Origin of the sequence: Methylotenera versatilis 7 (assembly GCF_000799165.1) — a bacterium.
In the GTDB taxonomy this organism is placed as follows: domain Bacteria; phylum Pseudomonadota; class Gammaproteobacteria; order Burkholderiales; family Methylophilaceae; genus Methylotenera_A; species Methylotenera_A versatilis_A.
In genome coordinates, this window is sequence record NZ_JUGF01000001.1 from 284,411 (window position 1) to 298,464 (window position 14,054).

Annotated in this window: 12 protein-coding genes; 11 read left to right on the top strand and 1 reads right to left on the bottom strand. The window is 41.1% G+C overall.

Going from position 1 to position 14,054, the window contains the following annotated elements; all coding sequences use genetic code 11:
- The first annotated feature begins 105 nt into the window (after window positions 1–105).
- The 3 genes from tal (at window position 106) to hxlB (ending at window position 2,750) form a co-directional block, all read left to right on the top strand.
- Window positions 106–1,059 (top strand): transaldolase, encoded by a 954-nt coding sequence (gene tal / locus K370_RS01175; RefSeq protein ID WP_047537204.1) that lies wholly within the window; start codon window positions 106–108, stop codon window positions 1,057–1,059.
- Between the two features lie 314 nt (window positions 1,060–1,373).
- Window positions 1,374–2,009: a 3-hexulose-6-phosphate synthase gene (hxlA, locus tag K370_RS01180; RefSeq protein ID WP_047537205.1), complete on the top strand. Its 636-nt coding sequence runs from the start codon at window positions 1,374–1,376 to the stop codon at window positions 2,007–2,009.
- A gap of 204 nt (window positions 2,010–2,213) precedes the next feature.
- Window positions 2,214–2,750, top strand: coding sequence for a 6-phospho-3-hexuloisomerase (hxlB, locus tag K370_RS01185; protein ID WP_047537207.1), 537 nt, complete (start codon window positions 2,214–2,216; stop codon window positions 2,748–2,750).
- A 56-nt stretch (window positions 2,751–2,806) separates the two neighbouring features.
- Here hxlB and K370_RS01190 read toward each other — a convergent pair whose 3' ends face one another.
- Window positions 2,807–3,529 (bottom strand): HisA/HisF-related TIM barrel protein, encoded by a 723-nt coding sequence (locus tag K370_RS01190; protein ID WP_235272648.1) that lies wholly within the window; start codon window positions 3,527–3,529, stop codon window positions 2,807–2,809.
- 55 nt (window positions 3,530–3,584) lie between these two features.
- Here K370_RS01190 and K370_RS01195 point away from each other — a divergent pair, with 55 nt between their 5' ends.
- From K370_RS01195 to K370_RS01230, 8 genes are all read left to right on the top strand, one after another.
- On the top strand, window positions 3,585–4,580 hold the full coding sequence (locus K370_RS01195; RefSeq protein ID WP_047537210.1) for an ATP-grasp domain-containing protein: 996 nt from the start codon (window positions 3,585–3,587) through the stop codon (window positions 4,578–4,580).
- Window positions 4,573–5,661 (top strand): hydantoinase/oxoprolinase family protein, encoded by a 1,089-nt coding sequence (locus tag K370_RS01200; RefSeq protein ID WP_047537213.1) that lies wholly within the window; start codon window positions 4,573–4,575, stop codon window positions 5,659–5,661. Before K370_RS01195 ends, K370_RS01200 begins: the two co-directional genes overlap by 8 nt.
- Window positions 5,662–5,663: 2 nt before the next feature.
- Complete coding sequence (gene pabB, locus K370_RS01205) at window positions 5,664–7,106, top strand: aminodeoxychorismate synthase component I (protein ID WP_047537216.1); 1,443 nt, start codon at window positions 5,664–5,666, stop codon at window positions 7,104–7,106.
- A 119-nt stretch (window positions 7,107–7,225) separates the two neighbouring features.
- Window positions 7,226–7,873: a uridylate kinase gene (locus tag K370_RS01210; protein ID WP_047537219.1), complete on the top strand. Its 648-nt coding sequence runs from the start codon at window positions 7,226–7,228 to the stop codon at window positions 7,871–7,873.
- 76 nt (window positions 7,874–7,949) lie between these two features.
- Window positions 7,950–8,336 carry a 4a-hydroxytetrahydrobiopterin dehydratase gene (locus tag K370_RS01215; protein ID WP_047537222.1) on the top strand — a complete coding sequence of 129 codons (387 nt, stop codon included), beginning with the start codon at window positions 7,950–7,952 and terminating at the stop codon, window positions 8,334–8,336.
- 313 nt (window positions 8,337–8,649) lie between these two features.
- Complete coding sequence (locus tag K370_RS01220) at window positions 8,650–9,171, top strand: sigma-70 family RNA polymerase sigma factor (RefSeq protein ID WP_047537225.1); 522 nt, start codon at window positions 8,650–8,652, stop codon at window positions 9,169–9,171.
- A gap of 7 nt (window positions 9,172–9,178) precedes the next feature.
- Complete coding sequence (locus K370_RS01225) at window positions 9,179–10,126, top strand: FecR domain-containing protein (protein ID WP_047537228.1); 948 nt, start codon at window positions 9,179–9,181, stop codon at window positions 10,124–10,126.
- 228 nt (window positions 10,127–10,354) lie between these two features.
- On the top strand, window positions 10,355–13,909 hold the full coding sequence (locus tag K370_RS01230; protein ID WP_047537231.1) for a TonB-dependent receptor domain-containing protein: 3,555 nt from the start codon (window positions 10,355–10,357) through the stop codon (window positions 13,907–13,909).
- Window positions 13,910–14,054: the final 145 nt, after the last annotated feature.

Consider the following 14,054-nt stretch of genomic DNA (forward strand, 5'->3'; position numbering starts at 1 on the left):
ATTCTGAATTTATTTTGCGCTATAATGGTAAGTTAAGTTTTTAGTTGAATTTTACAAACCATGCGTGACTCAAAGAATTGGGTGCAGGCAAATTAGGAGGAAATAATGGCAAATCTATTAGATCAATTAAAAAGCATGACCACAATCGTAGCCGATACAGGTGATGTAGAAGCGATTAAAAGTGTAAAACCAGTGGATGCAACGACTAACCCTTCATTACTGCTTAAAGCCAGTACATTGCCGCAATATGCACATTTGATTGATGAGTCAATTGCTTATGCCAAAGCCCAAGGCGGTAGCAAAGAAGTGCAAGTTGAAAACGCAGCTGACAAATTGGCTGTTTTAATCGGCATCGAAATTTCTAAAGTAGTACCAGGCCGCATCTCTACAGAAGTGGATGCACGTCTATCTTTCAACGTTGAGAAGATGGTTGCTAAAGGCCGTAAACTCATCAAGTTCTACCAAGAAGCTGGTGTAGGTAAAGACCGTGTGTTGATTAAACTAGCATCAACATGGGAAGGCATTAAAGCAGGTGAGATCCTTGAAAAAGAAGGCATCCAATGTAACCTTACATTGCTATTCGGTTTCGGCCAAGCGCGTGCATGTGCTGAAGCTGGTGTATTCTTGATTTCTCCATTCGTTGGCCGTATCCTGGATTGGTACAAAGCGAAAAACCCAGGTACTGAGTACACACAAGAAACAGACCCAGGCGTGGTTTCTGTACGTGCGATTTATGCATATTACAAAGAACACGGCTACAAAACTGTCGTAATGGGTGCTTCATTCCGTAACGTTGGCGAATTAATCGCGCTTGCAGGTTGCGATCGTCTAACTGTTTCACCAAACTTATTGCAAGACTTGGCTGCAACAGAAGGTACATTGACACGCGTGTTAACTGACGGCGGCGCTAAAAAATCACCAGGCGCTAAGTTAACTGAAGAGGAATTCCGTTTCCAATTAAACGAAGATGCAATGGCAACAGAAAAATTGGCTGAAGGCATTCGCGGTTTCGTTGTTGACCAAAATAAATTAGAAGCGGCGCTTAGCGCTAAGTTATAGGGCGCAAAACTATAATTTTTTAAATGTTAAGTCATGCAGATAATGACATGAAACTGTAACTTAGTTGTAATATCGATGGTTTAACATTGACAATAATGGGCTGGACGCATAATATAATGCGTCCAGCTTAAAATTCACTAGATGCTAGACAGTAATTAGTCTGCAAGCACTTAAAATAAACATTTTGTGCAAAAATTTAGTGGTAAGAAAGCAGTAATCTTTTTGTAACATCATCTTTACGGTAATTAATTTTTTAAATTAATAATTGTGAAAATTTAGTTACTAAATAATAATTTTCAATCGGAGAGTACACCATGGCTTTAACCCAAATGGCATTAGATTCATTAGATTTTGACGCAACTGTTGCATTAGCAACTCAAGTTGCTCCACACGTAGATATCTTAGAAATCGGTACACCTTGCATTAAGCATAACGGTATCAAATTGCTTGAAGTTTTACGCGCTAAATTCCCAAACAACAAAATTTTAGTTGACTTGAAAACAGCTGATGCTGGTTTCTACGAAGCTGAGCCATTCTTCAAAGCTGGTGCAGATATCGTTACTGTATTAGGTATCTCTGATATCGGTACAATCAAAGGCGTAATCGATGTTGCTAACAAATACGGCAAAAAAGCACAAGTTGACTTGATCAACGTTGCTGACAAAGCTGCTGTTACTAAAGCAGTTGCTGCTGCTGGCGCACACATCATTGGTGTTCACACTGGTTTAGACCAACAAGCTGCTGGCCAAACTCCTTTTGCTGACTTAGCATTAGTTGCTGGTTTAAAATTAGGTGTTGAAATCTCAGTTGCTGGTGGCGTTAAAGCTGCAACAGCTGCTCAAGTACGTGACGCTGGCGCAACAATCATTGTTGCTGGTGCTGCTATCTACGGCGCTGCTGATCCTGCTGCTTCTGCTGCTGAAATCACAGCTATTGCTCACGCTGCTTAAGTTAAGCATTGGTTTTAATAACCAATAGCAATTAACTAAGCCCAATAAGCAATTATTGAGATGAGTAAATAAAAATCCTGACTCAGTAATGGGTCAGGATTTTTTTTAAACTTACTGACATGCATGTCAAAACCAATCGTTAACATTTAACTGTTTGAAAATTAACCGTTAAACACTTAACTATTAAACATTGAAGGAAAAATTATGGATAATCAAAAACTCATTTTAGATCGCTTAACAACCATTTTGTCTGAAACTGACAAAAGTAATGCAGCGAAACTGATGCAATTGGTTGATGGTGCAGGTCGTATTTTTATTGGCGGTGCAGGTCGCTCACTATTGGTTTCACGTTTCTTTGCAATGCGTTTAGTACATAGCGGCTACAATGTTAGCATGGTTGGTGAAGTGGTTACTCCAGCCATTAAAGCGGGTGATTTATTGATTTTAGTATCTGGTTCTGGCGGTACTGAAACGTTATTACCATTCGTTAAAAAAGCAAAATCAGTAGGTGCTAAATTAGCCGTGGTTTCAATGAAAGCGAAATCTGCTATGGCAGATGTGGCTGATTTAACCATTCAAATTGGCAATGATAATAGCTTCCCGTTAACACAAGGTATGCCAATGGGTTCACAATTTGAGCTTTCAACTTTAGTGTATTTAGAAGCGATCATTGCGGACAATATTTTTGCTAAAGGTTTAACTGAAGAAGGTATGCGCGCTATTCACGCTAACTTAGAATAATTCTTTAGCTTATAAAGTTGTATAAAAACCCGAGCATGCTCGGGTTTTTAATTGTCTTAAGATTGAGTTTGATGAACGTGCTGTAAATCTTGCGCGCTAATCTTTTGATTATGTAGCGCGCTTGCAACAAGCACGCCAGTGATACCCATTGTGGTGAGTAGCGCCAAATCTGATGGATTACGTACACCACCTGCAGCATAGATTTTTGATGGAGTTTTCCGCATTTTATTCAACTGAATTAATATATTTAATTTATTGATATCAACACCTTGTCCGCTGCCAACGGCATTTAATGTCATGCATATTGTGTTGTCTGGCCAATAACTTGCCGATTCATGTAAATCGTTAATACCTAGCTGGCTGCTCTCGGTGTAATCCAAAGATAAGATTTGCTGATTTTCACAAACATCGCTAATTGCACGATAGTCTTGCAAGCTGACAATATTTTCACTTCCTACCACCGGTTTAATCTGCTTGGTTTTGTATCGCACACAAGCGTTTGCCTGGCGAATACCAGAGTCAAGCCAGATAGTGAGTTGTGGATAAGTATTACTGATAAGCTCGATTAATTCAGTATGGTCGCCAACACCTAAAATGGCATCTAAATCTGCAATATACAGCGTTTGAAATGGGTATAATTCGAGCAGTGTCGCAACAATGGCTAAAGGTGAGCTGTCATTGCACAAACTGGATTGAATTGGCTGATATTGGCTACGTAATCCCAATTTAGCATGCACAACCTGACCCTGCATTAAATCAATCACGGGAATAACTTGCAAAGCTCGCCTTTTAAATTTTTAGGTCATTCATTTTAGAACATTTGCCCGTTGACCTATGCTTATTAAAAAAATATTTGTGTGTGAATTTGTCACAGCCGGTGGCTTTAATCACGCCGATTTACCAGCTGGATTGATCGCAGAAGCGACATTGATGCGAAATGCATTGTTGTATGATTTATCAAGCTTGCCTTATACGATTAGTACAGCGGTAGACGCGCGTTTAGAGCCACCAGAGCATTGTCATACCTGTGTGGCGATAGATGTCAATGAAGACGCGTGGGACATATGGAAAAGTCAAATACAGCTGGCAGATGCGGTTTGGATAATTGCGCCGGAAACAGATGGGCTATTGAGAAAACTGACCGAATTGGCAGTGCAGGAAGGTAAGTTGGTATTGGGTTGTGGTGTTGATGCTATTCATATTACCAGTGAAAAACTAGCGACTTATTTTATGCTGCAACAGACTGGTATTAGAACGATTCCTACTTATACGATTAAAAACTGGCCCAAAACAGCAGGGCAATGGCTGGCAAAGCCGAATAACGGCGCAGGTTGCGATGAAACCGTACTGTTTGATGATCCAGATGATTTACTGCATTGGATGAAACAAAATAATAAAACTGAAAGTCATGTGATACAACCTTACCAACAAGGCGTTCCGGCTAGTATTTCATGTGTCATGCAGCAGGGGCGTGCGCAAGTGTTAAGCTGCAATACTCAGATGATTTCTATTGAAAGTAATCAGTTAAGTTACGCGGGCAGCGAAGTGAATGGCATGCGCGATTTTTGGCATGAGTTTGAATTGTTTGCACAGAAAATCGCTGCAATATGCACGGATTTAAATGGTTATGTAGGGATTGATGTGATTGTAGATACGCAAAACGACAATCAAATAACGGTCGTGGAAATCAACCCGCGCTTAACAACTAGTTATGCCGGTTTGGCAGAAGCGACGGGTGAAAACCCGGCGGAGTTGATTATGAATACCTTAACGCAGCCAGATTTTATCTGGCCGGAATTGCAGCGTAATATTGTGAGCATTCATGTCTAAAGCTACGATGATTGGCTGGGATATCGGTGGTGCGCATCTTAAAGCCGTTGTGCTGGATGCAAATGGGGTACAGTTGAGTTGTATACAACTGCCTTGTGCATTGTGGCGCGGATTAACCGAGCTTGAGCTTGGCATTAAAGCGGTTTTTAGCCAAACTGGCTTGCAGGCACACAATGTATTGCACGTAGTCACGATGACTGGCGAACTGGTGGATTTGTTTCCCAATCGCTATACAGGCGTATGCGAAATCGCAAGATATGCTGCTGGCCTGTTAGGAAAAGATACGTGCTTTTATGCCGCAAATAATGGCTTTGTTCAATTGGATGACGTTGCTGAATATGTGCCACACATTGCCTCAACCAACTGGCATGCAAGTGCCAGTTTGCTGGCTAAGCATGTTGATCATGTATTATTGATTGATATTGGCAGCACCACTACCGACATTATTCCAATAGCGCATGGCAAAGTTGCCATGCAAGGGTTATCGGATGCTAGTCGCATGCAGCATGATGCCTTGGTTTATACCGGCGTTGTGCGCACGCCTATTATGGCATTGGCGCAAAAGCTAAGTTTAAACGATGGTATAGAAGAGATTGAAATGAATGTCGCGGCAGAGTTTTTTGCGACCATGGCCGATGTCTATCGATTAACCGATGAATTGCCGCTAGCAAAAGATATGGCAGAAACTGCCGATGGACAAGGCAAGACGCAACAGGAGTCGGCGCGTAGACTTGCGCGAATGGTGGGATTCGACTTGGAAGATAAGCCGATTGAAACATGGATGAAACTGGCCTTTTCATGCAGGGCTTTACAATTAAAGCAATTGAAAGCAGCCACTTTAAAACACCTTAAACCCAATACACCTATTATTGGCGCAGGTGCAGGCAGTTTTTTAGTGAAAGTGTTGGCGGCGGAGTTGGATTGTGAATATCGTTTACTTACAGATATTTTAAAGACTGATATTTCGTTGTCAGATCAGCTTGTTAATGAATCGCAATTGGCAGATTTGGAATTGTGTTTCCCTGCTTATGCAGTGGCGCGTTTGGCTTTAGCAAGCCAATTGCCGCACAAGGTAGGCTGACTATGAGCTTGTTGCAGCATGAATTAGCCTATCACCATGATAGTGCGGCGTTATTTGAACAGATTGCGCATCAGAAATGGGCGATGCTATTAGATAGCGGGCAGGCGATTAATCCGGTAACGGGATTAGTTGGCAGCCAGTATGGCCGTTACGACGTGATGGTGGCCGAGCCATTTATCACTCTGGTTACCAAAGGTAAATGTACGCAAATAACCCAAAATGGTCAGACAAGTGTTTCTGAAGGTGATCCATTTGTGTTGCTGAATGACTTACTTAACCAATATAAAGTCAGTAAAAATCAGGCCGATTACCCATTTGCAGGTGGCGCATTGGGCTATTTTGCCTATGATCTAGCGCGTAGTATTGAAAAGCTGCCTACTGTTGCAGCGACAGCTACAGACTCGCCAGAAATGATGATTGGGTTTTATGATTGGGCAGTGGTGGTGGATCATCGTGAAAAACGCTGTTTATTGGTTTCGCACGGATTAACCGATGCGGTGAAGGCGAATTGGCAGGCATTATGTGCAAAGTTTGACGCTGCTATTTCGAATAATTCAAATCTACTCTCTAAAAGCGAATTTAAAGTCAACTCTCAAATTCAGTCCAATTTAAGCCAATCACAATATTTCCAGGCATTTGCAAAGGTTAAGTCCTATATCGCTGAAGGTGATTGTTACCAAGTTAATTTAGCACAACGTTTTTCAGCCGAAGTGTCTGGTGATAGCTGGCAGGCGTACAAAAAGCTACGCGAAATTAGCCCTGCACCTTTTATGGCTTATATGAATTTGCCATTGAATGAATCGGAAAACTTTCAAGTATTGTCCAATTCACCCGAGCGTTTTTTGCAGACTGATGGTGATCATGTTGAAACGCGCCCCATTAAAGGCACACGGCCAAGGTCGCTAGATGCTGTGCAAGATTTAGCGTATGCGCAAGAGCTGCAGAATAGCCTTAAAGACAAAGCTGAAAACGTGATGATTGTGGATTTGTTACGTAATGATATCGGTAAAAACTGTACAACTGGCAGTGTAAAAGCCGATCAATTATTTCAGTTACAAAGCTTTGCCAACGTGCATCATTTGGTGAGTATTGTAACGGGGAAATTAAAACAAACGGCTACGGCGGTAGATTTGCTAAAAGGGTGTTTCCCAGGCGGCTCTATTACCGGCGCGCCAAAACTACGTGCCATGCAAATTATTGAGGAGCTAGAGCCACATCAACGCGGACTTTACTGTGGTGCTATTGGCTATATTGGCTTCGATGGAAAAATGGACACCAATATTGCTATTCGCACTGCTGTTATCTGTCGAAATCAGTTTAGTTTTTATGCTGGCGGCGGTATTGTGGCTGATTCTGTTATGCATAAAGAATACAACGAAACTTTAGATAAAGCCTCTAATCTTAAAGCTATACTGGCGCATTTTTCAGTGGCTATTGAGGGTTAAGTTGGCGATTACAACTGATTGATTTTATTAATAACTTAACTAAACAAATCTCGTCAATATTGTTATAGAATAAAAGCTACTTATATTAAATGAACGAATAATAACAATAAGGAATAAATATGGAACCATTTGTAAACGTACGCGACAGGCCTATCTGGATTGTAAAGATAGGTGGCAGCCTGTTAGGTTCTCCTGAATTAGAGCGTTGGTTAGCCATATTTGCAAAGTTCAGTGACGGTAATATCATTATCGTGCCAGGTGGCGGCGTGTTTGCCGATGCCGTGCGCGATGCACAAAAACTATCTAAAATCAGCGATGCCTGTGCGCATCGTTTAGCTGTGCTGGCGATGGATCAATATGGATTATTGCTGGCAAATATGAATCCGCTGCTCGCCACTGCAAGAACGCAACTGGAAATTGATGAGCGCACATGGCAGCATCGCGGCATTGTCTGGTTGCCAAGCCATATGGTGCTATCAGACGATAGTATTCCGCAAAGCTGGGATGTGACGTCTGACAGTATTGCGGCATGGTTGGCGCAAAAACTTAATGCGCAGCATTTAATTTTAGTGAAATCGGATAAGCCGAATACGCCGGAATTAAGCCTTAAAGTGATGACGCAAAGTGGTGTGCTAGATGAAGCTTTCAGTGATTTTGTGCTGAATAAGACTTTTGGCAAATGGATGTTAAACAAGACCGATTACACCCATTTTTTAGATGGCTTGAGTGAATTAACCTTGGATAAAGTAGGCTCATCTATTCATTAAAAAATTCTGTTATTAAAACCATGTCATTAACAACTGCATCAGTAAAAGTAAGTAATTGTTTACAAGGAAATAAGCCATGACAGCAACCGTTTATTCCGAGTCAGAAGTAAAAGCAAAGCTTGAAAGCGAGCTGCCGCAGTGGTTTTTAGAAAATGGCTGGATACGCCGTAAGTACAAAACCAGCGGCTGGAAAGCCACTTTGATGGTGGTCAATACGATAGGGCATTTGGCAGAAGCTGCGTGGCACCATCCCGATTTAACCGTTTCTTATGCTTTTGTGATCGTTAAGTTATGCACGCATGATGCCAAAGGCATCACTGATAAAGATTTTGAATTGGCGTTAAAAATTGAGCAAGTGATTGGCTGGCAGCCAGCGAAACAGGTGAATGCAGACGGTTCAAAAAGTGCGTTGGAAGGCACGCCAAACGATGATGCAAGGTTTAAATATATTAAATATGATTGAATGGTAAATTTCGGCAGCGGATTCAACATTTAAGCTGCAAGCACTAATGCGCAGCCAAAATGTCAATTTTCCTCAGATTAAGTCGGCAATTAACACTTTCATCTATGGCACGCAATGTGCCCAGCTTTAACGGAAATCATCAAACATAATATATAAAGCATTGGTTGTATATGGCCAACAATTCGGTTGTATACAACCAATATTTTGATATCTAAAAATATCTCGTCAATAAATTGTATATAAAACAGTAGTTTATTGATATCTTGAAATTGGAACAGATATTGCGTCTATACATTACTTATCAAGGATGTAGATGATGCAAATTGACCAAAGTTTGAATAATGCGTTGATTAATAGCTTTTATATTAACCATAATGTCTGGCTGCATAAATGGTTATTAAAAAAACTAGGCTCTAGTTTTGATGCTGCTGATCTGACGCAAGATACTTTTATCAGCTTATTAACTAAAAACCGTCATGAACCTATTCATGAGCCGCGTGCCTATTTAACTCGAATTGCGCATGATTTAATGGTGAATCATTTGCGTCGCCGTGATTTAGAGCGTGCGTATAACGCCACTTTGTGTGACCCTTATCTGATCGAATACCCATCGCCGGAGATTCGTGCGATAGCGCTTGAGTCGCTTATTGCCATTGACAAAATGTTGAGTGCATTGCCGCCTAAGGTGCGTTCCGCTTATTTATTAATGCAATTGGATGGCTTAAAACATAAAGAAATCGCTGAACAATTGAATATTTCAGTTAAAACAGTCGGTGTATATATCGCAAAAGCGGTATTACACTGCCTCTCGTATGAATTGTCTATAGAAGCGTAATCGCTGCATGTCTGCCAAACCAAATGAATCTTTAATTGCCGCAAGCCGCTGGTTTTCACTGCTTTCCTCAGAAGAAGCAAAACCGGAAGACTTTGCAGCATGGCAACGCTGGAAAGACAATAGTGATGAGAATCGTCTTGCATGGCAACGCGTTGAAGATTTAGGCATGCGCTTAGCCAGCTTACCCCCCAATATTCATGCAGAAACTTTTGCACAAGTTACTTCACCCAACAGACGCCATATTTTAAAGCAAATGGCTGTTTTATTAGGCGTGGGTACCTGCACATTACTGATGGTCGAACGCAAACCCTGGCAAGAGATACTTGCCGACCAAACAACTGCGACTGGTGATATGCGTGCACTGAAACTGCCAGATGGCAGCCAAATTTTCATTAATACTGCATCGGCAATCAATATTGATTTCACCTCTAAACAACGTTCAATCAAACTTATTAAAGGTGAAATACTTATTCATACTGCGCAAGAGCTTACTAATGGTTACCGCCCGTTTAGCGTCACTACCAAGCATGGTACGGCCACAGCACTTGGCACCAAGTTTAACGTGCGCATGTTTGATTATCACAGTAAAGCCAGCGTATACGAAGGCGCTGTAAGGATTAACCCAGCAGATAAAAATCAAGACTCTATTACTATTCAGGCTGGGCAATCTGCCATATTTGATGAAAATACCTACACGCCAGTTGAACAAGAAACCAGCAGCGCTTGGGCTAAAGGTTTGCTGGTTGTTTACAGCATGCCATTAAATGAATTTGTTGCGGAATTGTCGCGCTATCGAAATGGATTAATCCGTTGCGAACCATCGGTAAGCCAATTATTAGTATCTGGTTCTTTTTACACAAATGATACCGATGCAGTATTGGCAAGGTTGCCTGATATTTTGCCCGTTAAAATTCAAAGCCGCACGCGCTACTGGGTAACGATTAGCCCAGCATAACTTCTCACGCACTTTTTAAAAAATCGCTACAAAAATTATATTTAAGCCATATTGCAAAGTGGTATTTCAAAACGATATTTCCAGGCAATATTTCAAAGAGATATTGATAGACACTTAAAATTATTTAAATTATTTTTCATAAAAAACTCCTTTTTTCTACCTCTCATACGGCGTAGTGAGTAAGAGACACAAAATCGTAATAGCGATGATTAAGGGAGCATAAGAAAAATGGGGCAATATCAGGTATCTAAGCAGTTGAATAAAACCCAATTCAACAAAAGCAAGCGCAATACAACGGCTAAGCATAAGGGTTATCACAAGCAACTAATCACCACCATCGGTTTATTGGGCTTGGTTTTAGAACCCACCGTATTAGTGGCCGCAGGCGATTTAATAAAAACCATCCCCAAACAAGCTTACTCAATACCCGCTGGCCCACTTAATAGCGCATTACCAAAATATACTGAGCAAGCTGGCGTCATGTTGGGATACGACCCTGCATTAACGGAAGGTTTAACTTCTTCGGGATTAAAAGGTGAATATGGATTTGCCGATGGTTTTAAAGAGCTTCTGAAAGGCTCTGGGCTGGAAGTCATCAGTAACCCAAAAGGCGAACTGGAGCTGAGAAAAGCCCCTGTTATTAAAGTCAGTGAAAGTGAAAATCTACCCCTAAATGCAGAACTGAGTACAGTACAAGTCCGCGCCAAACGTTTCTACGAAATAGGCCCATTACCAGGCTTAGGTTTAACCAAAGAAGAAATTCCTGGAAACGTGCAAAGCATCACTGCTAAAGAGATTAAAGAGTCCCACTCATTAAGTCTCACAGACTTAATGAACAAAAAACTGCAATCCGTCACTGTCAACGACTACCAAGGCAACCCTTTTCAAATGGATGTGCAGTATAGAGGCTTTACCGCAGGTCCACAGATCGGTACACCACAGGGCTTAAGCGTTTTCTTTGATGGTATTCGCGTAAACGAGCCTTTCGGTGATGTGGTGAACTGGGACATGATCCCCATGAATGCTATCGCAAATTTTGATGTTTTCCCTGGGTCAAATCCATTATTTGGCCTAGGAACATTGGGGGGGGCAATTTCTGTTAAAACAAAAGATGGTTTTAACAACGAAGGTGTCGATGCAGAAGTTCTGACTGGATCATTTGGCAGAAAACAACTACAAGTTGAAGGTGGCTGGAATAACGGTACGGTTGCTTTATTTGGTGCAGGCAACTTTTTTATGGAAGATGGCTGGCGTGACAACTCTCCAAGTAAGGTGAATCAGTTCTTTGGTAAAGCTAGCTACCGTGGTGATAAGTTAGATTTAAGTTTTAGCAGTCTGATTGTTGGCAATGATCTGGTGGGAAACGGCGTTGTGCCAACTAACTTTTATGAACAAGATCGTAATAGTGTATTTACCAGCCCAGATACGACTAAAAATCGTCTTGCGCAGTTTCAGCTAGCTGGAAATTATTTTGTAAATGACAACTTTACAGTAACGGGGCAAGTGTATAGACGCAACAGCAAACGTAAACAAAAAAATGCAGACGTATACAGTCAATATGGTACACAGGCTTTAAGTCAAAATTTTGCAGAAGGTGAAGATTACACTTGTAAGTTTAGAAGTACTAACGGATTGGGCATTCCAGATTATGTGGTATTCGATATTCCTGATCCGAATGACTATTCATCCAGCCCGTTCTTAATGGAGCTATTTAATGGTAACTATGATCCTAATTTATTAAGTTCCCAAGACTTGCCAGACTATTTCTTGGCAGGTGTGAAATCTGAAATTGCATTTTTTCAAAATCCAACAGTAGCAGTAATTGCCAATCAATATACAACTGTTCCTAATTCAGGTGCAGAAACTACTTATTCAAATGGGGAGGTTTCTTATATATTTGAAGGTATAAATTTAAGTCCAAATTTTGCTGCACCTGACCCATCATTTCCTGTTGATTTTAATGTGTTTGCTGCAATAGGGGCCTCTTTTTTCTATACTACAGACGGTGTTAAGCACGTGGTGGCCTTCAAACAGGCTGTAAATGGCGATAACTGCATAAATACTCAAGCTACTAGCGAAGCGGGTATTGTCTATAATCCACTTTATGATGCGAACGGTAGACCAAGGCTTGTAGATGGTGCAGGTGCGGGTGATACAGGAGTAGTAGAAGGTATACCTACCGCGGTGATTACAAATAACCAGATAAATCAGATTGTTGATGGTGCTTCCGTTCAACTAAACTGGAACTTAGACAAGCATAAATTTATGGTGGGTGTATCAATAGATAATGCCTATGCTGAATACAAAAATAGTCAACGGTTAGGTTTTTTTGATGCCAAGCGCGATGGGTCATTAGATCCTGATCGTGCATTAGATATTTACAGGGCCGCAGATCAGGACATTGAAAACAATAATTTTGATGGTAATTCGCTGACTAAAAGTATCTATGCAAGTGAAACCTGGAGTCCAGTTGAGACAGTGCATGTCACAGGAGCTGTGCGCTACAACCAAACAAGGGTAAAAAGTACATTGGCAGCCAGAGATGCGGGCCAAGCTGAAATTTCACTGTCGGATTTATTAAATTATCCAAACCTTTTCGATCTGTGCACAGACGCCGCTTGTAATATTGAAACAGGATATAGAGTTTCAGACGGTTTAATTTCAAAACTACCCCCCGAGTCTGAGAAATTCAGTTATTACTCCCTCAACCCTTCACTAGGTTCAACCTGGCAAATTAAAGAAAATTTAAATCTATATGCCAACTGGTCGCAGGGAACACGTACACCCAGTGTGATCGAACTAGGCTGCGCCATTGATAAAACGCCTGTAAGTTTTGCAGGTGGATATACAGTACCAAGGAGTGTTGCGTTGGGTCGTTCGTGTCAACTTCCGAATGGATTGTCGGGAGACCCTTTTTTACCGCAAGTCAAAGCGGAAACATTTGATTTAGGTATGCGCGGGCGATGGGCAAATGCTGTTGATTGGAATTTTGGTTACTACCGCACAGAACTTAAAGATGATATTTACATGGTGACTTATTCTGGTAACCAAAATTTCTTTGACAGTATTGGTAAAACACGCCGCCAAGGTCTTGAAATGGGTATGAATGGTGAGTTAGGAAAGTTAAGGTTTGGGCTTAATTATGCGTTAACAGATGCTAAATTTCGCAGTACGTTTATTACTGCATCGAATGACAATAGCAGTACACAAAATGCACAATTGACTACTGATGGTGAACTCGCTGGCGTGATAACGGTTAAGCCTGGCAGCACCATTCCAGGTGTGTCCTTACACAATCTCAATGCCAGCTTGAGTTACGATGTCACGGAAAAATGGACAGTAGGTATGAGTGCCGTAATGCATTCATGGTCATATTTAAGAGGTAATGAAAATAACGAACACAGAAAAGGTGTTGCCATACCTGTTTCAGTTCTAACATTTGATACAGTCACAAACCAATTTGTTCGTTCCACTGTTTCTCGTCAGCCAACGACAAATCCTGGGAAAATTCCCGGATATACAGTTTTCAACTTCCAAACTAGTTTTAAATTTTCACCCGAATGGACTGCAACACTACTAGTTAATAATATTTTTGATAAAGAATATTTCAGTGCGGGGCGATTAGGTAGAAACGCATTTTCGCCAAGTATTAATGGTGCCATTGGACCAGATGGCTATAACCATAACTCAAGTGATTGGTTAAGTACCAATTTCATTGGCCCAGGCGCACCAAGAGCTGCATGGTTCGCGCTAAGGTACTCGTTTGTTCCAGACAAGAAATGATGAAAATTGAGGATTGAAATTATAGATAGTAAAAATAATAGGGGACAGACCACTATTATTTGATAGAAGCGTAGTCTCGATGAAATGAAATTGAGGGAAATCGAATCACCACTACCCCTTGATCGCTTTGCTTTATCAAGGCTAC